The organism is Streptomyces sp. NPDC048565 (assembly GCF_040650935.1).
Classification (GTDB): Bacteria; Actinomycetota; Actinomycetes; order Streptomycetales; family Streptomycetaceae; genus Streptomyces.
In genome coordinates this window covers 87,841-113,866 of the sequence record NZ_JBEZIH010000029.1, presented here as the reverse complement: position 1 = coordinate 113,866, position 26,026 = coordinate 87,841, and the positions used below count along the sequence as shown (strand labels likewise).

Sequence of the window (26,026 nt, the reverse complement as noted above, 5' to 3'; positions counted from 1 at the left end):
TTCTCTGCTGTCCGTTGGGGCGGTGCGCTGGTTGCCCCCTCATCTGTCGCACCGGCTGGCCGACCGCTCAGGCGTGGGGGGGGCCCCCCCCCCCCCACCCCCGTCCCGCGCACCCCTCGGGCGTGCGCGGGACGATGTCGAAACCTTCGGGGCCACGCGCCGCCATGGAGAGGCACCTGTCATGTCCAGGGCAACGTGCTGGCCACCCCGGTCACGTACGTACATCGAGGAGTTCTGATGGCCACGCTCGACTGGGCCGCCCTGGGCGGCTATTTCCTGGTGATGCTGCTCATCGGCCTCTGGTCGCACCGCCGCATCGGCAATGTGAGTGACTACTTCACCGGCGGCGGCCGGATGCCCTGGTGGCTCTCCGGCATCTCCCACCACATGTCCGGGTACAGCGCCGCCGTGTTCGTCGCGTACGCCGCCATCGCCTACAGCTACGGCATCACCGTCTACGTCTGGGCCTTCCTGCCGCTCGCGTTCGGCACCGCGGTGGGCGCCTGGCTGTTCGCCCCGCGCTGGCAGCGGCTGCGGAAGCGCTACGCGGTCGCCTCGCCCCTGGAATACCTCGCCAAGCGCTACAACGTGCCGACCCAGCAGGCGCTCGCCTGGAGCGGTGCACTGCTGAAGGTGTTCGACGTGGCCGCCAAGTGGGCCTCCGTCGCCGTGCTGCTCAACGTGTTCACCGGCATGTCGATGACCGTCGGCATCCTCATCACCGGCGTCGTCACCCTCCTCTACTGCACGGTGGGAGGCCTGTGGGCCGACGCGCTCACCGACTTCGGCCAGTTCATCATCCAGGGCGCCGCCGCGCTCGCCATGCTCTGGGTCGTCCTCGACCAGCTCGGCGACGGCCTGGCGGGACTCGGCACCATCTGGCACAGGCTGCCCGTCGGGCACGGGCAGCCGCTCGTCGGCCCGTACACCGCGACCTTCCTCGGCGCCTACGTCGTGGTGAAGCTCTTCGAGTACAACGGCGGCATGTGGAACCTGGCCCAGCGGTACATGGCCACGGACTCCCCGAAGGCCGCCCGCCGCTCGGCCGGGCTCTCCGCCGTCCTGTACGTGATCTGGCCCGCCGTCCTGCTCTTCCCGCCGGTCGCCGCGGCCGTGCTGCTGCCGGACATCGCGGACCCGGAGAAGGTCTACGCGCTGATGGCGGAGTCTTACCTGCCCGCGGGGCTCGTCGGACTGACGCTGGCCGGGATGTTCTCGCACACCATGGCGATGGCATCGTCGGACGCCAACGCGGTCTCCGCCGTCGTCACCCGGGACATCATCCCCGCCGTCGTACGGCGCGCCCGCGTCCTGTCCCCGGCGGCCGGACTGCTCCTGGCCCGGGTGTGCACCGTCGTCTTCATCAGCGTCAGCATGATCGTCGCGATCGAGGCCGACCACTTCGGAGGTGTGCTGGGCATCATCGTCGGACTCGTCGCGGCCGTGATGGGCCCCATATCCATTCCGATGCTGCTGGGACTGCTGCCCGTCTTCCGCCGGTTCGGACCACGGGCCGCCCTGTCCTCCTGGGCGCTGGGACTGCTCGGGTACGTCCTGGTGAAGTTCGCGCTCGACAGCTCCGACCAGACGCTCGTGATCGTCACACCGCTCGTGACCTCGCTGGTGGTGTACGTCGTCGTCGGCCTGCTCAGCCCGGAACCGGACGACACCGCCGACGCGATCGTCGCGGCGCTCTCGCCCGCCCCGGGCGAGGACGACGGACCGGTCGCCGACGCGGCCCGGCAGCCGGCGGAGGCGCCGGGGCCGACCGACTGACGGGCTCGTGCCCGCACCGGACATCCACCAGGGGCCCACGCCCATCCAATTTGTCATGCATATGAACAAAATGGGGAGAGTGATATGGACAAGCGCACCAGCCGCAGATCGGTTCTCGGGGCTGGCCTCGGGCTCACGGCGGTGGCGGCGACCCCGCTCGGATCAATGATGGGGCTGACGGGCGAGGCCCAGGCGGCGCAGGCCGGTCCGGGCCGCTCGCATGCGGTCCGGCCCACCGACCCCGGCGCGTACATCTCCTTCAGGCCGAGCTCAGGCGCCTTCCCTCTGGTCAGGGCCGGCAAGGCGGCCCCGATCGTGGTCAGCGACAAGGACCACGACGGCGTCGTGCGGGTCGCGGGCGACCTCCGGGACGACATCGAGCGCGTCACCGGAGTCCGCCCCGCGCTCTCCCGGGACGCGGCACCCCGAGGACGCGAGATCGTCCTCATGGGCACCATCGGCCGCAGCCCGCTGATCGACGGCCTGATAGCCGCGGGCAGGCTGAAGGTCTCGGGGATCAAGGGCAGGTGGGAGACCAGCCTGCAGACGGTGGTGGAGAGGCCGCTGCCCGGAGTGGACCGCGCGTTCGTCATCGCCGGCAGCGACCAGCGCGGCACGATCTTCGGCGCGTACGACGTCTCCCGGGGCATCGGGGTCTCGCCCTGGTACTGGTGGGACGACGTCACCCCCGTCCACCGCGACGCGCTGTACGTCCTGCCCGGCAGGCACAGCCAGGGCACCCCCGCCGTGAAGTACCGCGGGTTCTTCGTCAACGACGAGAATCCGGCGCTCGGGACCTGGGCCCCCGCCTTCTTCGGCCCGGGCAAGGCGCCCGGCTTCGAGGGCGGGTTCAACGCCGCCTTCTACGCCAGGATCTTCGAGGTGATGCTGCGTCTGAAGGCCAACTACCTCTGGCCCGCGGTCTGGGGCCGGGCCTTCGCCGAGGACGACCCGCGGAACCACGCCACCGCGAAGGCCTACGGCGTCGTCATGGGCACCTCGCACGAGGGCCCCATGATGCGGGGCATCGAGGAGTGGAACCGGCACGCCGTCGCCGCCGTGCGTGACAGCGAGGGGAACATCACCGAGCCGGGCCACGACCCGTACGGCGGCACCGGCGAATGGTCCTTCCGCAACAACGCCGAGGCCGTCAAGGCCTACTGGCGGGAGGGCATCCGCCGCATGGCCGACGAGGACTTCGAGGGTGTGGTCACCGTCGGCATGCGCGGCAACGGTGACGTCGGTCTGCCCGACGGCGACGGCATCGAGCTGATGACGGAGATCATCGCCGCCCAGCGCGAGATCATCGCCGAGGAGCTGGGCGCCCAGGACGCGGTTCCGCAGGTGTGGACCCTCTACAAGGAGGTCCAGCACTACTGGGACCGCGGTCTGCGAGTCCCGGACGACATCACCGTCGTGCTGACCGACGACAACTGGGCCAACGTCCGCAAGCTGCCGGACCTGGAGAACGACCCCCGCAGTGGCGGTTACGGCCTCTACTACCACTTCGACTACGTCGGCGTGGGGCGGAACTACAAATGGGTCGACACCACCTCGCTGCCCAACATGTGGGACCAGCTGCACCAGAGCGTGGTCTACGGCAACCACGGCCTCTGGGTGACCAACGTGGGCGATCTCAAGGGCAATGAACTGCCCACGCAGTTCTTCCTGGAGTACGCCTGGGACCCCGACCGCTGGTCCCTGGACGCGCTCCCGGAGTGGGAGGAGCGTTACGCCGCCCAGAACTTCGGCGAGCGCCAGGCCGAGGAGATCGCCGAGATCCTCCGCACCTACGCCCGGCTGCAGTCCCGGCGTAAGCCCGAGCTGCTCAACCGGAAGATCACCCTCGACCCGGCGAAGGACCTTGCGACGGACGAGTCCGCCGTCCTCTACGACGACAGGGCCACGCCCTTCAGCATCGTCGACTACCGCGAGCTGGAGCGGGTCACCGAGGACTGGCAGCGCCTGGAAGCCGCAGCGGAGCGCGTCAGGAAGACCCTTCCCGCGTCCGCCGCGGACGCCTGGTTCGAGCTCGTCGGATACGCGGTACGCGCAAGCGCCAATCTGTACGCCCTGCGGGAGGCGGAATTCACCAACCTGCACTACGCCCCCCAGGGCCGGGCGCTGACCAACCAGCTCGCCGCCACCGCCGAGGCGGCTCTCGCCGAGGACTTCGCCCTGGCGCGGCACTTCGACACCGAGGTGGCCGACGGCAAGTGGGAGGGTTTCCAGTCGCAGCCGCACATCGGTTACGGCGACGTGGACCGCTACGGGCCCAACGCCCCGTGGCAGCAGCCGGAACTGGACGACGTGGCGATCGCGGACGAGATCTTCCCCGCCGTACGCCGCATCGAACTCCCGCACAGGGCCGAGATGGGTGTGGCCGTCGACGGCTCGTCCGACTGGTGGCCGGCCTCGGGCAAGGGCGGCGACGAAGCGGTCCTGCCCGTCTTCACCCCTTACCAGAGCCAGCCCGCGCAGTATGTCGAGGTGTTCAACCGGGGGACCGTGCCCTTCGATTTCCGTATCCGTACGGGCGCCTCCTGGCTGGTCGCGGACCGGACGCGGGGCCGGGTGGACGCCCAGACCCGGGTCACCTTCCGGGTCGACTGGTCCCGGGCCCCGAAGGGCGTCACCCGGGTGCCGGTCACGGTGTCCGGGCCTGACGGCGCCGAGGTCGTCGTCACCGCGGTGGTGGACCGGCCTTCCCGGACGCGGGCGCAGCTGACGGGCTTCGTCGAGGCCAACGGGTACGTCTCCATCGAGGCGGACCACTTCCACCGGGCGGTCGGCCGCGACGGAATCTCCTGGCACCGCATCCCCGGCATCGGCCGCACCGGAGCGGGCATGGAGCCCTTCCCGGTCACTGCCCCACGACAGACCCCGGGCGGCCGGGGGCCCCGGCTGGAGTACCGGGTCAGCCTGTTCACCACGGGACCGGTGACCGTCTGGGCGTACCTCTCACCCCGCAACAACGCCCTGGTGACCGACGGACTCACCTACGCCGTCTCCTTCGACGACGACTCCCCGCAGTCCGTCAACATCACCGAGGTCACCGGGTCCGACGACGGCGTCATGAACACCCAGTGGGCCCGCAACACGTCGGACAACGTCAACCGGACCGGCACCGCGCACCACATCGGCCGGGCCGGCGCCCATGTGCTGAAATTCTGGATGGTCGACCCGACCGTGGTACTCCAGAACCTGGTGGTGGACACCGGCGGTCTCAAGCCCAGCTATCTGGGCCCGCCGGAGAGCCTCCGGCTGAGCTGACCGGAGCGGGACGAGGAGGCGGCAGGGATGAGCATCGAGATCCGGGACACCGAGGGGAACGGCGCCACGCTGGGGGTGGCCCCCGGGCAGGCCCAGGAGCCACCACGGGTCGCCATCCGGATCGAGGGCCCATCGGCGCACGCCGCCTCCTGGTCCTGTTCCCCCGCCGCCGCGCGTGAGCTGGCAGCGGCGCTCGTCGCCGCTGCCGTCGAGGCGGAGAACGCGCGGTCGGCGGAGCCCGTCACCGTGAAGGCACGGGAGCTGCGGCGCGGCGACGTACGGGACGGCGACCGGCTCATGACGGTGGAGTCCGTCAGGACGGACGGGGCGAACGTCCAGGTGACGTGGACATCGGGCGCCGGACGCAGCTGGAGCCAGATGTACGGCGCCGAGGCCGACATCCGTCTCCGGCGGCGGCTGCTGCCGGGGGGCTGAGGCAGGGGCTTCGGGTGGGCTTCATAATTCGATGAATGCCGTACTACGGTAGATCTCGTAGTACGGTGATTCTCGTACGACACCCCCGCCTCGCGTCCCGCGGAATCGGAGCCTCCTGTGAGCGCACTGTTCGAGCCCTACACCCTGCGGTCCCTGACCGTGCCCAACCGCGTCTGGATGGCCCCGATGTGCCAGTACAGCGCGGAAGCCTCCGGGCCTGACGTGGGTGCGCCCGGCGCATGGCACTTCGCCCACTACGCCTCCCGCGCGGTCGGCGGCACGGGGCTCGCCCTCGTCGAGGCCACCGCCGTCAGCCCGGAGGGCCGGATCAGCCCGGCGGACCTCGGCATCTGGAACGACCGCCAGGTGGAGGCGTTCCGGCGCATCACCGGCTTCCTCAGCAGTCAGGGCACCGTCCCCGGCATCCAGCTCGCCCACGCCGGACGCAAGGCGTCGACCGGCCGCCCCTGGCAGGGCGGAGCGCCCATAGCGGCCGACGACCCCGAGGGCTGGACGCCGGTCGGCCCGAGCCCGCTCGCCTTCGACGAGCGCCACACGGTGCCCACCGAGCTGAGCGTCGAGGGCATCCAGCAGGTCGTGCGGCAGTTCGCCGACGCCGCCCGCCGGGCGCTCGACGCCGGCTTCCAGGTCGCCGAGATCCACGGGGCGCACGGCTATCTGATCGGTGAGTTCCTGTCCCCGCACAGCAACCACCGCACCGATTCCTACGGCGGCTCCTTCGAGAACCGCGCGCGCTTCGCACTGGAGGTCGTGGACGCCGTGCGCGCCGTGTGGCCCGAGGAGCTCCCGGTGTTCTTCAGGATCTCCGCCACCGACTGGCTGAGCGAGAACGAGGACGATCCGCGCGAGGGCTGGACCGCCGACGACACCGTGCGCCTCGCCCGCGAGCTGCTCGCGCACGGCATCGATCTGCTGGACGTCTCGACCGGAGGTCTCGCACCCGGGGTGCGCATCCCCGTGGAGCCCGGCTACCAGGTGCCGTTCGCCGAGCGGGTGCGCAAGGAGACCGGCCTCCCGGTGGCCGCCGTCGGCCTGATCACCGACCCCGTACAGGCCGAGAAGATCGTCGTCGACGGCAGCGCCGACGCCGTGCTGCTCGGCCGGGAGCTGCTCCGCGATCCCTACTTCGCCCGTAACGCCTCGCGCGTGCTCGGCGGCGACGCGCAAGCGCCCGAACAGTACGGCTACGCCGTGTGACGCCTCGTCCGTGGGTACGCTGAGCGGCGATGTTCACTCATGAGGGCCCCACGCTGCGCGAGCTGGCCGTACAGGCGTTCTCCTCGACCATGCGCGGATACGACCTGCTCGCCCCGAAGTTCGACCTGACGCCCTACCGGACCCCGGACCGGGTGCTCGAAGCCGTCGCCGACGCGGTGCGGCCCCTCGGGCCCTTCGACCGGGGTCTGGATGTCTGCTGCGGCACCGGGGCGGGAGTCGGGGTGCTGCGGAGGCTCTGCCGGGAGAGGGTCACCGGGGTCGACTTCAGTGCCGGCATGCTCGGCGTCGCCCGTGCCGCGTACGCCGGGCATACGGGCGGCCCGGCGGCGGACTGGGTCCGTGCCGACGCCCTGGCGCTGCCGTTCAGGGGCGCCTTCGACCTGGCCCTGAGCTTCGGGGCGTTCGGCCATTTCCTGCCGGATGAGCGCCCCGGACTGTTCGGCCAGGTGTACGAGGCTCTGCGCCCAGGCGGCCAGTTCGTCTTCCCGGTGGCCGCGCCGCCCGCGGTGGGCTCCCGGGCCTACTGGTCACTGCTCGGCTTCGACGTGGCCATGCGGGCGCGCAACGCGCTGTGGCGTCCGCCGTTCGTCATGTACTACCGCACGTTCCCGCTCGCCGGTGTGGTGGACGACCTCGTACGGACCGGATTCGCCGTACGTCTGCTGCCCCTGGAGGAGTTCGGCCGGAGGCCCGACGGCAGCCCACGCGCCCGGCTCGTCGTGGCGGCCCGTGGGTAGGAACCACCACCGCGCCCGCACAAAATACGACGACTCTCGTACAATGGAGACCCCGGTACGAAGTGGAGCCACCGTGACGTCGAACGCCGCTCGCGTGCTCGCCCACCCCTCGCGCGAGGAGATCCGTGTGGAGGGCGTACTCCATGCGCTGTCCGACCCGGTCAGGCTCCGGATCGTGCGCCAGCTGGCGGGCGCGAAGGACGAGCAGGCCTGCTCCCACTTCGATCTCCCGGTCTCCAAGTCCACCACCACGCACCACTTCAGGGTGCTCCGCGAGAACGGTGTCATCACCCAGTTCTACCGGGGCACGGCCAAGCTGAGCTGCGTACGGGCGGAGGATCTGGACGCCCTCTTCCCCGGCCTGCTGGACAGCGTCCTCGCCGGGGTCGACCGGCAGGCCGAGCGCCTCGGCCAGGGCTGAAGCCCGTCAGGTCAGCAGGCCGCGCATCCGGCTGATCTCCACGGTCTGCTGGGCGACGACGTCGGTGGCCATCTCCTCGATCAGCACGTTGTTGCCGTCGGCGAGGGCCTCGGTGGCCATGGTGACCGCGCCCTGGTGATGGGTGATCATCAGCTTCAGGAACAGCTGGTCGAATGCCTTGCCCTTCATGCCGCGCAGCCGCTCGATCTGCTGGTCGGTCGCCATCCCGGGCATGGTGGAGTGGTCGTGGGTCTCCTCGCGGTCGTCTCCGCCGTTCTTTTTCAGCCAGCCTTCCATTGCGCCGATCTCAGGCTTCTGAGATGCCGCAATGCGTTTCCCGAGCCGTTCGACCGAAGGGGAGTCAGCCCTTTCGGGGACCAGGGCGGTGAGCACCAGAGCCTGTTCGTGATGCTCGATCATCATGCGGGCGTAGCCGAAGTCGGCGGAGTTGGGAGTGTCGTCGCCGGCTTCCTTCACGGCCTCGTCGGCCGACAGTGTCCTGGCGGGTTCACCGGGTTTTCCCGGCGCCACGACCGAAGGGCCCTGGTCCGACGCGGCCTTCGCCCCGTCGCCCCCGTCGCAGGCACTCAGGGCGAGCACGGCGGCCACGAGCGTCGTGGCCAGGGCGGCCGCGCGCAGGCGTGTGGTCCGACGGGGCATCAACACAGCGACCTCCACTGGCAGATGAATGTGTTGCAGACCGTCCTAACACCTACCACCGGGCAGTGATCAAAAACTTTTATTACGTCTCTGTTGCCATCTGTTGATGTGTACATGGGAGGGACGATACTGCCGGGGTCCATGAACCGTTCTTCGAAGAGCGGATACAAGGGAGGACACAGTGACCTCGTTGCACACCACCAGCGTGCGGCGGAGACGTCTGGGTGTGGCTGCGGCCGCGGCCGGGCTCATCGCCACGCTGTTCACGGCCGGAACCGCGGCCGCGACACCGGACCCGGGCGACACCGCCACCACCCGGAGCGGTGTCTCCGCGAGCGAGCAGGCCGAGGCCAGGGCGGCCATCGAGAGCGGTGAGATACCCGGCGTGGACGAGATCGTCCACAGCGACAACATCAAGCACCTGACCAACGTCCCCAAGGACGCGCTGCAGGGGCTCAACACGGACCTGGCCTTCCAGGGCAAGTACGCCTACGCCGGCAACTACGACGGCTTCCGCATCTTCGACATCGCGAACCCGAAGAAGCCGAAGACCGTCGCGCAGGTGCTCTGCCCCGGCTCGCAGAACGACATCTCGGTCTCCGGGAACCTGCTCTTCCTGTCGACCGACTCCTCGCGCAGCGACAACTCGTGCACGAGCACGACGCAGCCCGCCACGGAGAAGTCCTCCTGGGAGGGCATGAAGGTCTTCGACATCAGCGACAAGCGCCACCCGAAGTACGTCGCCGCCGTCGAGACCGCGTGCGGGTCGCACACCCACACGATCGTTCCGGAGCGCAAGAACGTCTACGTGTACGTCTCCTCGTACTCACCGAGCGAGACCTTCCCCGACTGCCAGCCCCCGCACGACGGGATCTCCGTCATCAAGGTGCCGCGCAGCGCGCCCGAGAAGTCCCGGATCGTGAACTTCCCGGTGCTCTTCCCGGACGGCGGCAACCCGGGTGCGCCGGCCAACCCGGGCGTCTCCGAGACCACCGGCTGCCACGACATCACCGTGCTGCCCTCGAAGGACCTGGCGGCCGGGGCGTGCATGGGCGACGGCCTGCTGTTCTCCATCAAGGACCCGGAGAACCCGAAGATCATCGACCGCGTCCAGGACAACGTGAACTTCGCGTTCTGGCACTCCGCGACCTTCAACCAGACGGCCGACAAGGTCGTCTTCACCGATGAGCTCGGTGGCGGCGGCGCGGCCACCTGCAACGACGAGATCGGCCCCGACCGTGGTGCCGACGGCATCTACGACATCACGGGCAAGGGCGACCACCGCAAGCTGGTCTTCCGCTCCTACTTCAAGATCGACCGCCCGCAGGCCGACACCGAGGTCTGTGTCGCGCACAACGGCTCGCTGATCCCGGTCAAGGGCCGTGACCTGATGGTCCAGGCCTGGTACCAGGGCGGGGTCTCCGTGTGGGACTTCACCAACTCCTCGAAGCCCAAGGAGATCGCGTACTTCGAGCGCGGCCCCGTCACCCTCGACGAGGTCACCACGGCCGGCCCGTGGTCGGCGTACTACTACAACGGCTACATCTACTCCAACGACATCGAGAAGGGCTTCGACGTCCTGAAGCTCGACGACCGGAGGACCGACCCGGCGAAGAAGGTGCGGCTGCCCGAGCTCAACGTGCAGACGCAGCCGGAGTACTTCGGCCGCTGACGGCCGGTCTCTCCCGCAGGTGAGAGCGAGTGCCCCGCCGGACGGTCCCCGCCCGGCGGGGCACGTTTATCTCATTGACCCGTGGACGGCACGGGGACATGCTGTAACCCCTGATTCCGGCGACGCGGGGGATCGCCGGAATCAGACGGGCGGGACCGACGGCCCCGCCTCACCTCAAGCTGATGGCCCCGCCGATCGCCTCAGGCGGCCGAACGCGCGCTCGTACCCGCCGCCGTGGCCCACTCCACCAGCAGACGCTGGTACTCCGTCTCCTCGTCCGGCGACAGCAGTCCGCCCGAGCGCTGCCACAGGGTGCGGATCTCTTCATTGACCACGGAGGCGGGGCGCACGGTGGCGGACGGGTTCGGATACGGGGACATGTCCACCAAGCTAAACCCCCGACGGGCCGTAGGACCCCTCCAAGGGCAGGGATATCCCTCACACCGCCTCCCGGAATCCTTCACGAGCGACGCGTGTGCGGTGTCTCCCCGGTAGTTCTACAGCGGCCCGCTCCCGTCCTCGGCCGGGCGTCGCGAGCGCCGGGTGTATCGGGTGTATCCGGCCGCGGAGAACGCGGCCACGGCGCCGCCCAGCAGTGCTCCGCCCAGCACATCGCTCAGCCAGTGCACCCCCAGGTGGACGCGTGTGAGGGACACGCCGGAGACCGAGATCACGGCGAGCACCAGTGAGCCCCACCACAGGAGTGACCGTGCGCCGTGCAGACGCAGCAGCCACAGGAGCAGGCCGCAGGTCACCACCGCCGTCATGACGTGGCCCGAGGGGAAGGCCGCGTACTGCGCCGAGGCCACCGGATCGGGCCACCTCGGGCGTTCCCGGCCCACGGCTGCCTTCAGGCCCTGCTGCACGAGCGTGGCCAGCAGGGAGGTCGCGGCGACCCACCCGGCGAGCAGCCGGGAGCCGCGCCACCACAGGACGGCCACCACGACGGCGGTCAGCGCACGCATGGCCCAGGGATCCCAGACCCGGTCCGACAGGACCCGGCTGACCCGGACGAGCCCAGGCCCGGACACCGCCCGGCGGTGCAGCTCCTGGGCCACCGTGGTGTCCAGGGACATCAAGGGCGACCAGCGCACCGCGACCAGCACGAGCAGAACGGCGGACAGCGAGACGCAGACGAGGCCGGCGGTCAGGAGCGCCCGGGTGCGCAGGGGGCGGGGAGGGGAGTGCATGGGGACGATCCTCGTGCATGATCCCGCGCGGGGGGAGTCACCCCAGAGCGCTGAGCCCCGGCACGAAGGCCACGAGCAGCGGGACGACGGGTACCAGTGCCGCGGTGGCTGTCAGCCGCAGCCGACGTCCAGCGGTGAGCCGCTCCATGGGTGCGAGCAGGCGGTCCACCCTGAGCGGCACCTGGGCGCCGGAGGCCGGAGCCGGTCCGAACACCCCACGGTCCTCGTTGAGTTCCACCAGGGCCAGCGCGATCGTCAGGTGCCCGAAGCGCCGTGACGCCACGTCGTCCGCGGCCAGTTCGACCAGGCGGTGCATCTCGTCGCGGAACGCGGCGAAGACCGGCACCTGCGGGAACCCGGTCGCCAGCGCGCCCGAGCAGTGCAGGAGCCAGTCGTGACGGGCCTGTGCGTGCCCCTGCTCGTGGGCCAGCACCGCATCGAGCCGGCGCCCCTTCAGCCGGGCGAGCGCCGCCGTGGTGATGACCAGTTGGGGAGCCGTACCCGGCAGCCACCATGCGTCTGGGCGCTCACCCTCCAGCACCACGAGGCGCCCACCGCCGGGTTCCTCACCAGGCAGCAGCGGGGAACGGACCAGCAGTTCGGCGCGCCGGCGCCTGCGGCGGGCCCGAGCGCGGTGGATCTCCCGTACGAGCATGGCGGCCGTCCACACCCCGCCGAGCGCCAGCAGGACCGCGATGACCGCCGACCACGGCCCGTACGCGCCCAGGGCGTACGCCTCGACCACGCCGCGCGGGGCGGGAGCGAAGACATGACCGCGGACCATCTGCCAGGCGGCGGCCGCACTGAAGGTCATGGAGAGCCCGAAGGACAACAGGACACCCGCCACCACGCACTGCCAGACCCACAGCGCCACGACCGGCTCACGCTCGGGCCACCGGGCCCTCGCCATCAAGCCCGGGGCCACGACGGCGGCCAGCACACCGAGCAGCAGCAGAGCGAGGGAGACGACCATGGACACCAGACTATGAGGGCCGTGGGACCCACGGGTATGGCCGCGCACGCCAAGTGACGTACGACACGGGGAGCGGGGCCGAGCGTCTCACAGGGTGAGAAGCATGGCGAACATGCCTATGCCCATGGTCAGTCTGCACGCCAGGGCCAGCTCCGGGCGCGCGCCCCAGGCCCGAGCGGCCGTTCCGCCGTGGCCGCCCCCGCCCCTGCTCGGACTCCCGCTCCCGCCGGCCGGTACGCCGACGGGTGGAGGAGCCGGTATCAGCCGTCCCGCCGAGTGCAGGACGTACAGCGCGTAGTAGACCAGGAGCGCTCCCGTCAGCACGGGGAGGCCACCTGCGGACCCGGCCGCCGCGCCGTGGCCCGCGTGCCCGCCGCCCGTGGCGTGGGCGGCGCCCGGCGCCATGGCCACGGCCATGTAGACCATGGCCAGCGAGCCGACCAGATGGTGCAGATGATGGCCGCGCGCCCTCGCGTACACGACCGCGTGCAGCGCGGCGGCGCCGAACACCACCGCGTAGACCGCCCACATCCACTCCGGGAGCGTGAGCAGTGCCGCGGGCACCGCCATGGCGGCCATCCCGAAACCCATCAGCGCCTCGGCGCGCGCCGATGTCCGCTCCCGCCCGGTGCCCGTGCGGGAGCGCAGCAGGCAGTACGCCCCCGTGGCCCCGCACAGCACCATGAGCAGCCAGCCGGACAGTGCCGGTCCGTGCACGGTGCACCCCCCTGTGGCGACCTGTGGCGCATCACGCCGGTGTCGTCCCATCGATGCCCAGGTCCGGCCGCTGCTACCGGGGCGCATCGGGGTACTGGGGGAGCGCGCCCGGGCCTGCGGGGGGCGGTCCTGGCCGGGTTAGTCTCGGGAGGACCCCCTCGGCAGCACACCACCGGAGAAGAGCGACATGGACAGCGCACCGGCCACGGCACCGGCAGAACTCACCTTCCGCGACGCGACAGGCGACGACGTCCCGGCCCTGGTGCGACTCGTCGAGTCCGCCTACCGCGGCGACGCGAGCCGGGTCGGCTGGACCACCGAGGCGGACATCCTCCAGGGGCAGCGCACCGACGCCGACGGGGTGCGCGAGGTGCTCGCCGTCCCCATGGGCCGTGTCCTCCTCGCCGAGCGGGACGGCGGTCCTGTCGCCTGCTGCCAGCTCGAACACCGCGGAGAGGCCGCGTACTTCGGCATGTTCGCGGTCAGGCCCGAGCTGCAGGGCGCGGGCCTCGGCAAGGTGATCATCGCCGAGGCGGAGCGCACGGCCCGTGATGACTGGGGTGTGAAGGAGATGCACATGACGGTGATCTCGGTCCGCGAGGACCTGATCGCCTGGTACGAGCGCCGGGGCTACCGCCGTACGGGAGAGCTCACGCCCTTCCCGTACGGTGACGAGCGCTTCGGCATCCCGCAGCGCGACGATCTCGTGTTCGAGCTCCTGGTCAAGGAGCTGTAGGGCGCACGAAGCACCTGGCGCACCCCGCCCGCACCGCCGGACGCCTCAGGCGGTGAAGCGGCCGGCGCGCCGGATCTCAGGATGGTCGGTCGTCGCGCCGTCCAGCCCGAGCGCGCGGACCAGACGCAGATGGTCGGGGGTGTTGACCACCCAGCCGATCACCTTCAGACCCTCCGCGTGGGCCTGCTCGACCACCTCCAGGGTGAGGCGGCGGATGTTCAGGGCGAGCGTCGCCGCACCCACGGCGTTCGCCCGGTCCACCACATCGCTCTCCCAGCGGCTGGCGATGAGCACCGTGCGCACGCCGGGGACCAGCTGGGCGATCTCGGCGACCGCCTCGTCATGGAACGAGGACACCTCGACGCGGGCGGCCAGATCGCGCCGCAGCATCACATCGGCCAGCGCCCTCGCCGCCGCCACGTCCTTGATCTCGGCCTGGACGGGCGAGCCGATGGCGTCCAGCACCTCCTCGAAGACGGGTACCCGCTCGCCCAGCCCCGCGTCGAGCTCGCGGAGCTCCGCCAGGGTCTTGTCGGCGATCAGCCCCCGCCCGTCGGTCGTGCGGTCCACGGCGGCGTCATGCATCACCGCCAGCGCGCCGTCCTTGCTCAGATGGAGATCCAGCTCGACGGCGTCCATGCCCGCCTGTTCCGCGTGCGCGAAGGAGCGCAGCGTGTTCTCCGGCTCGACGCCCATGACCCCGCGATGACCGATGGTGAGAAAAGTCAAGGCACTCCCGCTTCCGTCCGTCGTGTCCGCCCCGTGTGCGGCTCCTACCCCCAGACAAGCAGTTCTCGCACACAGGACGGCCCCTGCCCGACCAGTCCGGCGGAAGAAGTTGTCGCGCGGACACACGGCAGGAAAAATAACGGTGAACCTGGGGATCGGCAGGATAATTTTCAGCCCTCCACTTGTCCGAAGGAACCGCACATGGATACGGTGGGTTGACGCGAGGTTCTCCCGTGAAGGAAGTGTTATGACGGAAATTCTTGAGCATGCCGCAGCCACCGACGCGATAGCTTCTGCCCAGCGGGTGGTGGAGCACCCGGCTTGGCCGACGCTCAAGAGTGCCGTGGAGGAGTTCCGCCCCTGGCAGTCCAAGGACGGCTCCATCGACTTCGAGGCGGACGGCGCCCCCTCCGCGGAAGCCGCCTCAGCCGTCGTCGAGCGCGTGATCACCGCGGTCGAGCAGCTCTCCCCGCTGCTCCCGCACGACGAGGCCTACCACCGCGCGCTCGTCACCGACCTGCGCCGCTGGGCCGCCGACGGCTTCGGCGTCCCGGACTTCCTCGACTCCCTCCTCGCCTTCCAGCCGGCCAGGGGCCGCGCCGACGGCCTCCAGCACCTGGTCGTCTTCGCGATGTACACGCAGAACGGCAATCCGGACCGTAATCTCGAAGCCGTCGTGCTGCGGATGGTCTGGCCCGAGTGGCTCGCCGACCTGGAGGCCACGCGCTACGACAACCCGATGTTCTGCGGGATCACCTTCGAGGACTTCACCTCGGGCTACGACACCAACTCCGCCGTGCTCTTCCCCGAGACCATCGCCGTACGCGAGGCGCCCGAGCGCTTCAGCTGGGGCGGCATCTTCTGCGACCGCGAGGCCGCCCGCTTCCGCCGCGTGACCGAGGCGGCCGTCGATCTGCTGAGCGTCGAGCTGCCCGACGACATCCGCGAGATGCTCGGTGACCAGAAGCGCTGCGAGCAGGCCTTCGTGCTCTGGGACATGGTCCACGACCGCACCCACAGCCACGGCGACCTGCCGTTCGACCCCTTCATGATCAAGCAACGCCAGCCGTTCTGGATGTACGGACTCGAGGAGCTGCGCTGCGACCTCACCGCATTCAGGGAGGCCGTGGAGCTGGAGGCCGAGGGCAACGTCCACGGCCGCGACGTGCAGTACGCCGTGCTCTTCGACCGGATGTTCCGCTTCCCCGTCACCGGTGAGCGTGTGCGCAACTACGACGGCCTCGGCGGTCAGCTGCTCTTCGCCTACCTCCACAAGCACGACGTGGTCCGCTGGACCGACAACACGCTCAAGATCGACTGGGCCCGCGCCCCGCAGGTCACGAACCAGCTCTGCGATGAGATCGAGAAGCTCTACCGCGACGGCATCGACCGCCCCAAGCTGGTGCACTGGTTCAAGGCGTACGACCTGGTCGCGACCTATCTCGCACCCCACCCGGGGTCCCGCTGGGCCAAGGGGCCCGACGCCCTGGACCTGAATCAACCGCCGCGAAAGCTGGTCGACGACGTGCTTCCGGACGAGTTTCCCCTGAGCATGTTCTATGAGGCGCTCTCGAAGAAGCTGAAGCATGTGATCGCCTCGACCAAGGGGATCACTGCGGTGGACGCCGGGCGGGCAGCCGCGTGAGCGCGGGTTCTGAGGAGGCGGTGGCGATGAACGGTACAGGCGGGGCCGACAGTGGCGTGCTCGAGGGCGCGGTGGTCGCGGTGGCCGGAGCGGCGGGGCCGGCGGGCCGCGCCACCCTGCTCAGGCTCGCGGAGGCGGGAGCGACCGTGGTCGCGTCCGACTCCCACCCCGAGCGGCTGGTCGAAGCGGTCGACGCCGCGCGTTACGCGCACGGCGGGGCGACCGTCACCGGTGACACGGTGGACCTTCTCGATCCCGGAGCCGCGCGGGAATGGGCGATCAAGACGGAGAAGGAATTCGGCCGTGTCGACGGTCTGGTCCACCTCGTCGGCGGCTGGCGCGGCGGCGCCGGTTTCGCGGACACCAGCCTGGCCGACTGGGACTTCCTGGAGAAGCTGCTGATCCGCACGGTCCAGTCCACCTCGCTCGCCTTCCACGAGGTGCTCCAGCGCAGCGACCGGGGGCGGTACCTGCTGATCAGCGCGGCCGGAGCCAGCAGCCCCACCGCGGGCAACGCGGCCTACTCCGCGTCCAAAGCGGCGGCCGAGGCCTGGACGCTCGCCCTGGCCGACGCCTTCCGCAAGGCGGGGGGCGACGCGGGCCCGACTTCGGCTGCTGCGATCCTGGTCGTCAAGGCACTGGTGCACGACGCGATGCGCGCCGAGCGCCCGAATGCGAAGTTCGCGGGTTTCACGGACGTCACGGAGCTGGCCGAGGCCATCGTCGGAGTCTGGGACATGCCCGCCGGAGAAGTGAACGGAAAGCGTCTGTGGCTGACCCCGCAACCGTAAGGACCGATGCGCGACGTCACCACGATCCGCAGATCCGCGGTTTCGCCAGTGACAACTACGCGGGTGTGCACCCGGAGGTTCTCGAGGCCATCGCCCTCGCCAACGGCGGCCATCAGGTCGCCTACGGTGAGGACGACTACACCGGGCACCTCCAGCGGATCATGCACAGTCACTTCGGCCCCACCGCCGAAGCCTTCCCGGTCTTCAACGGCACGGGGGCCAACGTCGTAGCCCTCCAGTCGCTGACGGACCGCTGGGGTGCCGTGATCTGTGCCGAGTCCGCGCACATCAACGTGGACGAGGGCGGGGCGCCGGAGCGGGTGGGCGGGCTGAAGCTGCTCACCGTCCCGACCGCGGACGGCAAGCTCACACCCGAGCTCATCGACCGCGAGGCATACGGCTGGGACGACGAGCACCGGGCGATGCCGCAGGTCGTCTCGATCACCCAGAACACCGAGCTCGGCACCGTCTACACGCCCGACGAGGTCCGCGCCATCTGCGAGCACGCCCATGCGCGGGGCATGAAGGTGCATCTCGACGGTGCCCGCATAGCCAACGCCGCGGCCTCGCTGGACGTGCCGATGCGCACGTTCACCAACACGGTCGGTGTCGACGTCCTGTCCTTCGGCGGCACCAAGAACGGCGCGCTCTTCGGCGAGGCCGTCGTCGTCCTGAACCCGGACTCCGTACGGGCCATGAAGCATCTGCGCAAGCTGTCGATGCAGCTCGCCTCGAAGATGCGCTTCATCTCGGTCCAGCTGGAGGCGCTGCTCGCGCGGGACCTCTGGCTGCGCAACGCACGCCATGCCAACGCCATGGCGCAGCGGCTCGCCGAGGGGGTCAGGACGGTGGACGGGGTGGAGATCCTCCACCCGGTGCAGGCCAACGCCGTCTTCGCGCGGCTGCCGCACGAGGTCACCGAGCGGCTGCAGAAGCGGTTCCGGTTCTACTTCTGGGACGAGAAGGCCGGAGACGTCCGCTGGATGTGCGCCTTCGACACCCGCGAGGACGACGTGGACGCTTTCGTGCTGGCGCTCAAGGAGGAGATGGCCCGGCAGTAGCCGCGTAACGCATAACTATGCGACCGACCGGAAATGCATTGCATCCGGTCGGTCGCATGGCTACGCTCGCCGGGCATGAAGCTGATCAGGATCCGCGCGGAAACGTGGCCGGCATCGACGCACGCTTCTCCGCGGCCGAGGAGCGCCTCGCCTTCGCGCCGAGGCCACACCCCGCCCGCGTCAGGTCGCGTGGGGTGTTACGGACGCGAAGAGGTTCTGTATATCCGATATCGGCGTCCGTAACTTCCCCGCGGTACTCCCGGGGGCGGGTCAGCCGATTTCGCGTGCCTCCGCGGGGGTGGGGGCCGTGCCGCCCAGGTGGGCCGGGACCCACCAGGTGTCGGCCGCGTCCTTGGGGCGCACCGGGTAGGCGCGCTGTGCGGCCTCCAGGAGCTCCTGGACGCGCTCGCGCAGCCGACGGGTGATGGCTCCCGCGTACTGGTCGCTGGGGGCCTCCAGGGCCTCGCCCACGCGGATCGTGACCGGGATGTGGCTGCGCCGGAAATTGCGCGGACGCCCCTTGGTCCACAGCCGCTGGGTGCCCCACAGCGCCATCGGGATCAGCGGTACGCCCGCCTCCTGGGCGAGCCGTGCGGCGCCGGACTTGAAGCTCTTCAGCGTGAACGACTGCGAGATGGTGGCTTCCGGGAACACGCCGACGATCTCGCCCGCGCGCAGGGACGCGAGCGCGTGCGCGTAGGCGTCCTCGCCCTGGTTGCGGTCGACGGGAATGTGCTTCATGCCGCGCATCAGCGGTCCGGACACCTTGTGCCGGAAGACCGACTCCTTCGCCATGAAGCGCACGAGCCGCTTCTGAGGCAGGGTGCTCAGTCCGGTGAAGATGAAGTCCAGATAGCTGATGTGATTGCTGACCAGAACCGCGCCACCGGCCTTCGGGATGTGCTCCGAACCCTGGGTGTCGATCTTCAGGTCGAGCGCCTTGAACAGGGTGCGAGCGGCGCCGATGACCGGTCGATAGACGAGTTCTGCCATCTGGATGAAGACCCTTCTTCAGTGCCTGGGGAGGGTTCTCCCGGCGGAAGTTACGCAGCCGTAGGTTTTCGGCATTGGGGCGATCGTGCCCCATGTGCGACGCCGTGGCCAGCCCCAAAGGGCCCGGCGCGGGAGATTCTCGTCACGTGAATCCTCCGGGAATGTAATGCGGCCGCGGGGTGCTGACCCTTTGCGTAGAGCTCTGGCAGGGAGGCCCGGGATGGACGGACGGACGACCGCGGGGACGCTGGACGCGGCCCAACTCGGCGCGGAACTGGGGGATCGGGCCACTCTGGTGCAGTTCTCGACCGCGTTCTGTCAGCCGTGCCGCGCCACCAGACGCACCCTCTCCGAGGTGGCCGGGATGGTGGAGGGTGTCGCTCATGTCGAGATCGACGCCGAGGCGCATCTCACGCTCGTACGCAGCCTCAAGATCAGCCGGACCCCCACGGTCCTGGTGCTCGACGCGACGGGCCGGGTCGTGCGCCGGGCCGCTGGTGCGCCGCGTACGGCGGACGTCGTCGCCGCACTGGGGGAGGCGATGTGACGGTCCGTGACGTATCTCCCACATGACGGGACGCACTTGACTGTGTACACCACGCATCGTCACTCTGACGCTATGCCGCCTGAACCTCTGCTCTTCGGCCGGGTCCACATCGACCTCGCGCGTCACGCGAGCGCGTGCTGTCCGGGTGTGTGAACCCACGGACCTTTACGCCTCCTCGCAGAAGGATCTTTCCATGACGGCATCGTTCGATCTCGACAGCACCCGGACAGCTGCCCCCGAACTCCTGCGCTCGGTCTTCCGTCAGCACGCCGCCGGCGTCGCAGTGATCACCGCCGCGGGCGCGGCGGGCCCGGTCGGTTTCACCGCGACCTCGCTCAGCTCCGTCGCCGCCGAGCCGCCCCTGGTCTCCTTCGGGGTCGGCACCTCCTCCTCCAGCTGGCCCGTGGTCGCGGAGACGGAGTACGTGGGCGTGCACATACTCGGCGAGGGCCAGCACGATCTCGCCGCGACGTTCGCCCGCACCGGTGCCGACCGTTTCGGCCCGGCCACCGACTGGCGCAGCGGCCCCGAGGGGGTCCCGCTGCTCGGGGGAGTGGTGGCCTGGCTGGTGGGCCGGGTGGCGGCCCGGATTCCGGCGGGGGACCACCGCATCGTGATCGCCGAGGTCGTGGCCGGGGACCCGTCGGGCGGGGGTCGGCCGCTCGTCTATCACCAAGGCCGTTTCACGGCTCTGCGAGACTGAGGGCGGGCGGGGCGCTGCCGAGGTCGGCCTCGTTGGCTACGTCACAGTTCCAAGCGCTTGCTTATGGGTAAAGAACTGGATGTACTGGCGAGTAATATTTGACCGGGAGCCGGGTCGCCCCGACCGGAAACCGCCCGATAAGGCGCCTATGCTGCGTGCACAAGGCAGCCCAGAAATGACGATGCAGTAGGAGAGCCGGCGTGAGCTTGAGGATCGTTGTCTGTGTGAAGTACGTGCCCGACGCCACCGGCGACCGGCATTTCGCCGATGACCTGACCCTGGACCGTGACGACGTCGACGGTCTGCTGTCTGAGCTCGACGAGTACGCGGTCGAGCAGGCGCTGCAGATCGCCGACGAAGGGGACGACGCGGAGATCACCGTGCTCACGGTGGGCCCCGAGGACGCCAAGGACGCGCTGCGCAAGGCGCTGTCGATGGGCGCCGACAAGGCCGTCCACGTCGAGGACGACGACCTGCACGGCACTGATGTCATCGGCACCTCCCTGGTCCTGGCCAAGGCCGTGGAGAAGACCGGTTACGACCTGGTCATCTGCGGCATGGCGTCGACCGACGGCACCATGGGTGTGCTTCCGGCGCTGCTCGCGGAGCGCCTCGGCGTCCCGCAGGTCACGCTGCTCTCCGAGGTCTCGGTCGACGGCGGCACTGTCAAGGGCCGCCGCGACGGCGACTCCGCGAGCGAGCAGCTCGAGGCGTCCCTGCCGGCCGTGGTCTCCGTGACCGACCAGTCGGGCGAGGCCCGCTACCCGTCGTTCAAGGGCATCATGGCGGCGAAGAAGAAGCCGGTCGAGTCCCTGGACCTCGAGGACCTGGAGATCGAGGCGGACGAGGTCGGCCTGGGCGGCTCCTGGACCGCGGTCGACTCCGCGGACGAGCGTCCGGCCCGTACCGCGGGCACGATCGTCAAGGACGAGGGCGAGGGCGGCAAGCAGCTGGCCGCCTTCCTTGCGGAGCAGAAGTTCGTCTGAGTCCCGCCCGTTCCCGTCGCCGCCCCGCCTCTTTCGCACGCAGGAGATTGAAGTCCCATGGCTGAAGTTCTCGTCTATGTCGACCACGTGGACGGTGCCGTCCGCAAGCCCACGCTGGAGCTGCTGACGCTGGCCCGCCGCATCGGCGAGCCGGTCGCCGTCGCTCTCGGCAACGGCGCCGCCGACACCGCCGCCAAGCTCGCCGAGCACGGCGCGGTCAAGGTACTCACCGCCGACGCGCCGGAGTTCGCCGACTACCTCGTCGTACCGAAGGTGGACGCCCTGCAGGCCGCGTACGACGCGGTGTCCCCGGCCGCCGTGCTGCTGCCCTCGTCGGCCGAGGCCAAGGAGATCGCGGCCCGCCTCGCGCTCCGTATCGGGTCCGGCATCATCACCGACGCCGTCGACCTGGAGGCCGGTGACCAGGGTGTGGTCGCCACGCAGTCCGCGTTCGCCGCTTCGTACACCACCAAGTCCCGTGTCTCCAAGGGCACTCCGGTCATCACGGTCAAGCCGAACTCGGCCGCCGTCGAGGCCGCCCCGGCCGCGGGGGCCGTCGAGGCCCTCACCGTCTCCTTCTCGGAGGCGGCCACCGGCACCAAGGTCCTCTCGCGCACCCCGCGTGAGTCGACCGGGCGTCCGGAGCTGACCGAGGCCGCGATCGTCGTCTCCGGCGGCCGTGGCGTCAACGGCGCGGAGAACTTCGGCATCATCGAGGCGCTCGCCGACTCCCTCGGTGCGGCCGTCGGCGCCTCGCGTGCCGCGGTCGACGCCGGCTGGTACCCGCACACCAACCAGGTCGGTCAGACCGGCAAGTCGGTGTCCCCGCAGCTGTACATCGCCTCCGGCATCTCCGGCGCGATCCAGCACCGGGCCGGCATGCAGACCTCGAAGACGATCGTCGCGGTCAACAAGGACGCCGAGGCCCCGATCTTCGACCTCGTCGACTACGGCGTCGTCGGCGACCTGTTCAACGTCGTCCCGCAGCTCACCGACGAGGTCAAGTCCCGCAAGGGCTGACCCGGCAGGAGTTCTGCCCGTACGAAGGCCCGGGGCCGCGTGGTGTTCTCACCGCGCGGCCCCGGGCTGTTTCCGATCACCATTGACGCAGGAGTGAGGGGCTTATAACTTCACTATGCGGATTAAAGCTTCCAGGAAGCGGAATTGGTGCCACTGTGGAGGGTGCGGTCATGGGTCAGCAGGAGAAGGTGGCGACGAGCCTCGCCGGTGCGGTCGGCCAGGAGATCGGCGCCTCCCTCGCGTCGGTGGACGCCGAACTCGCCCGCCGCTACCCGGGCGACCCCGGCACCCGTCAGCCCGTCCACACCGTCTACGTCCCGGCCGACGGCTTCGCCTCCACGACGCTCCGTACCTGGGGCGACCAGGCCCTGGCGGCACTCGACGAGCACGCCCCCGACGCCGCCGCGCTCGCCTCGGTCCTCGGTATCCCGCAGGAGCTCGCGGAGCCCGTGCACGACCGCGTGCGCGCCAAGCTGGCGCGCGAACCGGTGGAAGACCTGCGCATCGACTTCGAGGACGGCTACGGGCCGCGCCCCGACGCCGAGGAGGACGAGGCCGCCGCCCGCGCGGCGCGTCTGGTCGCCGAGGCGTACGCCGACGGTGCAGCCGCTCCGTACATGGGTATCCGGATGAAGTGCATGGAAGCCGCCGTGCGTGACCGGGGCATCCGTACCACGGACATCTTCCTCACCGGCCTGATGCGGGCCGGCGGCCTCCCCGACGGGCTTGTCCTGACGCTCCCCAAGGTGACGTACCCCGAACAGGTCGCTGCCTTCGTACGGCTGCTGGAGGCCTTCGAGGAGACCCACGGGCTGCCCGCCGGGCGCCTCGGGTTCGAGATCCAGATCGAGACCAGCCAGTCCATCCTGGCGGCCGACGGCACCGCCGCCGTGGCCCGCATGATCGACGCCGCCAGGGGCCGGGCGACCGGTCTGCACTACGGGACCTTCGACTACAGCGCCTGCGTCGGCGTCAGCCCCGCCTACCAGGCGAGCGACCACCCGGCCGCCGACCATGCCAAGGCGGTCATGCAGGTCGCCGCCGCGGGCACCGGGGTGCGGGTCTGTGACGGTTCCACCAATGTGCTCCCGGTCGGCCCCACCCAGCAGGTTCACGACGCCTGGCGCCTGCACCACGGCCTCACCCGCCGCGCCCTGGCCCGCGCCTACTACCAGGGCTGGGACATGCACCCGGGCCATCTGCCCACCCGCTACGCCGCCGTCTACACCTTCTACCGAGAGGGTCTCGGCCAGGCCGCGTCCCGGCTCGCCGCCTATGTGGCCAAGGCCGGCGGGGACGTCATGGACGAGCCCGCCACCGCGAAGGCGCTCAGCGGCTATCTGCTGCGCGGGATCGACTGCGGCGCCCTGGACACCGCGGAGGTCGCCGAGCTCACCGGCCTCACCCGCGCCGACCTCGACGCCTTCGCCTCACCCCGCCGTGGCGCGCTGACCGTGACGGCGCCCTAGGCGTACGGCGTCCGAGGCGCCCGAGGCGTGCGGCGCCCGAGGGGCGATCGGCGCTCACTCGGGCGGGAGTTCCCCCGAGCCGCGCGCGATGAGCCGGGTCGGGAGCTCCACCCTGGCAGGGGCGTGAGCGGCGCCGTCGAGGCGGCGGAACAGGTGTTCCGCCGCGGTGCGGCCGACCGCTGCGGCGTCCTGCGAGATCACCGTGATGCCCAGCAGGTCGGCCAGCTCGATATCGTCGAAGCCGACCAGGGCGACCCGGCGTTCGTGCCCGGCGAGGACGCGGACGGCGGTGACCGTCACCCGGTTGTTGCCGGCGAAGAGCGCGGTCACCGGATCCGGCCCGGTCAGCATGGCCTCGACGGCCGCCCTCACCCGGACCGGATCGGTCGGGCCGAGCGATACCCAGGAGTCCTGGACCTTGATCCCCGCGTCGGCCAGGGCCGTGTGGTAGCCGCGCAGTCGCTCCGTCGCGGTGTGGATGCGCGGCTGGTCGCCGATGAAGCCGATCCTGCGGTGGCCGTGCGCGACCAGATGGGCGACGCCCGCGCGCGCCCCTCCGAAGCTGTCCGACAGGACCATGTCCGCGTCGACCCGGCCGGCCGGGCGGTCGACGAACACGGTGGCGATGCCCGCCTTCATCTCCGGCTCCAGATAGCGGTGGTCGTCACCGGCCGGGATCACGATCAGTCCGTCCACCCGGCGGGCGCAGAGCGCGAGGACCAGCTCCTGCTCGCGCTCCGGGTCCTCGGCGCTCGAGCCGTTGATCAGCAGTGCGCCGTGGGAGCGGGCCACCTCCTCCACGGCGCGGCTCAGCGGCCCGTAGAACGGGTCCGCGAGGTCCTCCAGTACGAGGCCGATGGAGGCGGTGCGGCCCTTGCGCAGGACGCGCGCGCTGTCGTTGCGGCGGAATCCGAGGGCCTCGATGGCCTCCTGGACGCGGCGTTCGGTGTCGGGCGTGACTCCAGGCTCGCTGTTCACCACGCGTGAGACCGTCTTGAGGCCTACTCCGGCACGGGCTGCCACGTCCTTCATGGTCGGCCTGTTGCCGTAGCGGGACTCGGAATGGCGGGCGGTCTCGGCCACGGTGCGCTGTCCTGTCGTCGGGAACGGGCGATTCCGGCCTCTCTCGGGGGTGCCGGGAGGGGGCCGGATGCTGTGGCGTCGAGCATAGGCCCTGGACAACGTTGTCAAGAGAATGGAGACTGGGAGGACCATCTGACTGAAGTCGCAGGTCCTGCGCCTCACCCCTCCGGAGAGTCCACACCGATGCATACCGACCTCGTCGCCGCGCTCGACATCGGCGGTACCAAGATCGCCGGGGCGTTGGTGGACGGCGGTGGTTCCCTTCTCGTACGGGCGCAGCGGCCCACGCCGGCCCGCGAGGGTGCCGAGGCCGTGATGGGCGCGGTGAGCGACGTCCTGGCGGAGCTTGCCGCCTCCCCGCTGTGGCACAGGGCCCGGGCGGTCGGTATCGGCAGCGCGGGGCCCGTGGACGCCTCGGCCGGCACGGTCAGCCCGGTGAACGTCCCCGGCTGGCGCGGCTTTCCGCTGGTGGACCGGGTGGCCGCGGCGACCGGTGGCCTGCCGGTCACCCTCGTCGGCGACGGGGTCGCGATGACGGCGGCCGAGCACTGGCTGGGCGCCGCCCGGGGTTATGACAACGCCGTGTGCCTGGTCGTGTCCACGGGCGTCGGCGGCGGTCTCGTACTCGGCGGAAAGCTGCACCCGGGCCCCTCGGGCAACGCGGGTCACATCGGCCACATCAGCGTCGACCTGGACGGGGACCTCTGCCCCTGCGGTGCGCGCGGCTGTGTGGAACGCCTCGCCAGCGGACCGAACATCGCGCGGCGAGCCCTGGAGAACGGCTGGCGGCCCGGCCCGGACGGAGACGCGACGGCCGCTGCGGTGGCCGCCGCCGCGCAGGCCGGAGACCCGGTCGCCACCGCGTCCTTCGAGCGGGCCGCACAGGCGCTCGCCGCCGGGATCGCCGCCACCGCGACCCTGACGGACATCGACATCGCCGTGATCGGAGGAGGAGTCGCCGGCGCGGGTGAGGTGCTCCTCGCCCCGCTGCGCAGTTTCCTGCGCGACTACGCGACGCTCTCCTTCGTCCAGGATCTCACCGTGACCGCCGCGGTGATGGGCACCGACGCGGGCCTGGTGGGCGCGGCGGCCGCGGCCACCTCGGTGCCGACGGGTCGTCCCGGCGCCTCGAACGGCGTGCGCGCGGCAGTCACCCCGTAGCCCACCGCA

The 26,026-nt window shown here is 70.5% G+C and carries 26 protein-coding genes; 18 read left to right on the top strand and 8 right to left on the bottom strand.

Going from position 1 to position 26,026, the window contains the following annotated elements:
* Positions 1–237 precede the first annotated feature (237 nt).
* From AB0C75_RS29750 to AB0C75_RS29725, 6 genes are all read left to right on the top strand, one after another.
* A complete protein-coding gene (locus AB0C75_RS29750; protein WP_362894835.1) occupies positions 238–1,776 on the top strand; it encodes a sodium:solute symporter family protein in 1,539 nt (512 codons plus the stop codon).
* 84 nt (positions 1,777–1,860) lie between these two features.
* Positions 1,861–5,049: a glycosyl hydrolase 115 family protein gene (locus tag AB0C75_RS29745; RefSeq protein WP_362894834.1), complete on the top strand. Its 3,189-nt coding sequence runs from the start codon at positions 1,861–1,863 to the stop codon at positions 5,047–5,049.
* 27 nt (positions 5,050–5,076) lie between these two features.
* Entirely contained in the window at positions 5,077–5,484 is a 408-nt protein-coding gene (locus tag AB0C75_RS29740) for a hypothetical protein (protein WP_362894833.1), read from the top strand.
* A gap of 117 nt (positions 5,485–5,601) precedes the next feature.
* Positions 5,602–6,702 (top strand): NADH:flavin oxidoreductase/NADH oxidase, encoded by a 1,101-nt coding sequence (locus tag AB0C75_RS29735; protein WP_362894832.1) that lies wholly within the window; start codon positions 5,602–5,604, stop codon positions 6,700–6,702.
* Positions 6,703–6,731: 29 nt separating this feature from the next.
* On the top strand, positions 6,732–7,460 hold the full coding sequence (locus AB0C75_RS29730) for a class I SAM-dependent methyltransferase (protein ID WP_362894831.1): 729 nt from the start codon (positions 6,732–6,734) through the stop codon (positions 7,458–7,460).
* A 73-nt stretch (positions 7,461–7,533) separates the two neighbouring features.
* A complete protein-coding gene (locus tag AB0C75_RS29725) occupies positions 7,534–7,881 on the top strand; it encodes a helix-turn-helix transcriptional regulator (protein WP_362894830.1) in 348 nt (115 codons plus the stop codon).
* A gap of 6 nt (positions 7,882–7,887) precedes the next feature.
* On the opposite strand, the gene AB0C75_RS29720 is transcribed toward AB0C75_RS29725, so the two are convergent.
* Positions 7,888–8,541 carry a DUF305 domain-containing protein gene (locus tag AB0C75_RS29720; protein ID WP_362894829.1) on the bottom strand — a complete coding sequence of 218 codons (654 nt, stop codon included), beginning with the start codon at positions 8,539–8,541 and terminating at the stop codon, positions 7,888–7,890.
* A 181-nt stretch (positions 8,542–8,722) separates the two neighbouring features.
* Between AB0C75_RS29720 and AB0C75_RS29715 the strand changes: the two genes are divergently transcribed.
* Positions 8,723–10,213, top strand: a complete 1,491-nt coding sequence (locus tag AB0C75_RS29715; protein ID WP_362894828.1) for a hypothetical protein — start codon at positions 8,723–8,725, stop codon at positions 10,211–10,213.
* A gap of 200 nt (positions 10,214–10,413) precedes the next feature.
* Here AB0C75_RS29715 and AB0C75_RS29710 read toward each other — a convergent pair whose 3' ends face one another.
* The 4 genes from AB0C75_RS29710 to AB0C75_RS29695 all read right to left on the bottom strand — a co-directional run bounded on the left by AB0C75_RS29710 (position 10,414) and on the right by AB0C75_RS29695 (position 13,093).
* Positions 10,414–10,593 carry a hypothetical protein gene (locus AB0C75_RS29710; RefSeq protein ID WP_362894827.1) on the bottom strand — a complete coding sequence of 60 codons (180 nt, stop codon included), beginning with the start codon at positions 10,591–10,593 and terminating at the stop codon, positions 10,414–10,416.
* A gap of 117 nt (positions 10,594–10,710) precedes the next feature.
* Entirely contained in the window at positions 10,711–11,403 is a 693-nt protein-coding gene (locus AB0C75_RS29705) for a phosphatase PAP2 family protein (RefSeq protein ID WP_362894826.1), read from the bottom strand.
* 37 nt (positions 11,404–11,440) lie between these two features.
* Positions 11,441–12,376: a M56 family metallopeptidase gene (locus tag AB0C75_RS29700; protein WP_362894825.1), complete on the bottom strand. Its 936-nt coding sequence runs from the start codon at positions 12,374–12,376 to the stop codon at positions 11,441–11,443.
* 87 nt (positions 12,377–12,463) lie between these two features.
* The gene (locus tag AB0C75_RS29695; RefSeq protein WP_362894824.1) at positions 12,464–13,093 is read right to left on the bottom strand and encodes a DUF5134 domain-containing protein; all 630 of its coding nucleotides are present in this window, start codon (positions 13,091–13,093) and stop codon (positions 12,464–12,466) included.
* Positions 13,094–13,280: 187 nt separating this feature from the next.
* Here AB0C75_RS29695 and AB0C75_RS29690 point away from each other — a divergent pair, with 187 nt between their 5' ends.
* Positions 13,281–13,829: a GNAT family N-acetyltransferase gene (locus AB0C75_RS29690; RefSeq protein WP_362894823.1), complete on the top strand. Its 549-nt coding sequence runs from the start codon at positions 13,281–13,283 to the stop codon at positions 13,827–13,829.
* Positions 13,830–13,874: 45 nt separating this feature from the next.
* Here AB0C75_RS29690 and AB0C75_RS29685 read toward each other — a convergent pair whose 3' ends face one another.
* Positions 13,875–14,558, bottom strand: coding sequence for a glycerophosphodiester phosphodiesterase family protein (locus tag AB0C75_RS29685; protein WP_362894822.1), 684 nt, complete (start codon positions 14,556–14,558; stop codon positions 13,875–13,877).
* A gap of 247 nt (positions 14,559–14,805) precedes the next feature.
* On the opposite strand from AB0C75_RS29685, the gene AB0C75_RS29680 reads away from it, so the two are divergent.
* The 3 genes from AB0C75_RS29680 to AB0C75_RS29670 are packed head-to-tail and all read left to right on the top strand — an operon-like array spanning position 14,806 to position 18,055.
* A complete protein-coding gene (locus tag AB0C75_RS29680; protein ID WP_362894821.1) occupies positions 14,806–16,203 on the top strand; it encodes a DUF6421 family protein in 1,398 nt (465 codons plus the stop codon).
* Positions 16,204–16,229: 26 nt separating this feature from the next.
* Positions 16,230–16,994, top strand: coding sequence for an SDR family oxidoreductase (locus tag AB0C75_RS29675; RefSeq protein ID WP_362894820.1), 765 nt, complete (start codon positions 16,230–16,232; stop codon positions 16,992–16,994).
* Positions 16,973–18,055 (top strand): low specificity L-threonine aldolase, encoded by a 1,083-nt coding sequence (locus AB0C75_RS29670; RefSeq protein WP_362894819.1) that lies wholly within the window; start codon positions 16,973–16,975, stop codon positions 18,053–18,055. Before AB0C75_RS29675 ends, AB0C75_RS29670 begins: the two co-directional genes overlap by 22 nt.
* Positions 18,056–18,325: 270 nt before the next feature.
* Here AB0C75_RS29670 and AB0C75_RS29665 read toward each other — a convergent pair whose 3' ends face one another.
* Positions 18,326–19,048, bottom strand: a complete 723-nt coding sequence (locus AB0C75_RS29665) for a lysophospholipid acyltransferase family protein (protein ID WP_362894818.1) — start codon at positions 19,046–19,048, stop codon at positions 18,326–18,328.
* Between the two features lie 220 nt (positions 19,049–19,268).
* Here AB0C75_RS29665 and AB0C75_RS29660 point away from each other — a divergent pair, with 220 nt between their 5' ends.
* The 6 genes from AB0C75_RS29660 to AB0C75_RS29635 all read left to right on the top strand — a co-directional run bounded on the left by AB0C75_RS29660 (position 19,269) and on the right by AB0C75_RS29635 (position 23,773).
* A complete protein-coding gene (locus AB0C75_RS29660) occupies positions 19,269–19,595 on the top strand; it encodes a thioredoxin family protein (RefSeq protein ID WP_362894817.1) in 327 nt (108 codons plus the stop codon).
* Between the two features lie 72 nt (positions 19,596–19,667).
* Positions 19,668–19,748, top strand: coding sequence for a putative leader peptide (locus AB0C75_RS29655; RefSeq protein ID WP_362894838.1), 81 nt, complete (start codon positions 19,668–19,670; stop codon positions 19,746–19,748).
* A 40-nt stretch (positions 19,749–19,788) separates the two neighbouring features.
* Positions 19,789–20,298: a flavin reductase family protein gene (locus tag AB0C75_RS29650; protein WP_362894816.1), complete on the top strand. Its 510-nt coding sequence runs from the start codon at positions 19,789–19,791 to the stop codon at positions 20,296–20,298.
* A 200-nt stretch (positions 20,299–20,498) separates the two neighbouring features.
* On the top strand, positions 20,499–21,284 hold the full coding sequence (locus tag AB0C75_RS29645) for an electron transfer flavoprotein subunit beta/FixA family protein (RefSeq protein WP_362894815.1): 786 nt from the start codon (positions 20,499–20,501) through the stop codon (positions 21,282–21,284).
* Positions 21,285–21,341: 57 nt separating this feature from the next.
* On the top strand, positions 21,342–22,304 hold the full coding sequence (locus AB0C75_RS29640) for an electron transfer flavoprotein subunit alpha/FixB family protein (RefSeq protein ID WP_362894814.1): 963 nt from the start codon (positions 21,342–21,344) through the stop codon (positions 22,302–22,304).
* 170 nt (positions 22,305–22,474) lie between these two features.
* Positions 22,475–23,773, top strand: coding sequence for an aldolase (locus AB0C75_RS29635; protein WP_362894813.1), 1,299 nt, complete (start codon positions 22,475–22,477; stop codon positions 23,771–23,773).
* A 54-nt stretch (positions 23,774–23,827) separates the two neighbouring features.
* Here AB0C75_RS29635 and AB0C75_RS29630 read toward each other — a convergent pair whose 3' ends face one another.
* Positions 23,828–24,856 (bottom strand): LacI family DNA-binding transcriptional regulator, encoded by a 1,029-nt coding sequence (locus AB0C75_RS29630; protein ID WP_362894812.1) that lies wholly within the window; start codon positions 24,854–24,856, stop codon positions 23,828–23,830.
* A gap of 183 nt (positions 24,857–25,039) precedes the next feature.
* On the opposite strand from AB0C75_RS29630, the gene AB0C75_RS29625 reads away from it, so the two are divergent.
* Positions 25,040–26,017: an ROK family protein gene (locus AB0C75_RS29625; protein ID WP_362894811.1), complete on the top strand. Its 978-nt coding sequence runs from the start codon at positions 25,040–25,042 to the stop codon at positions 26,015–26,017.
* Positions 26,018–26,026: the final 9 nt, after the last annotated feature.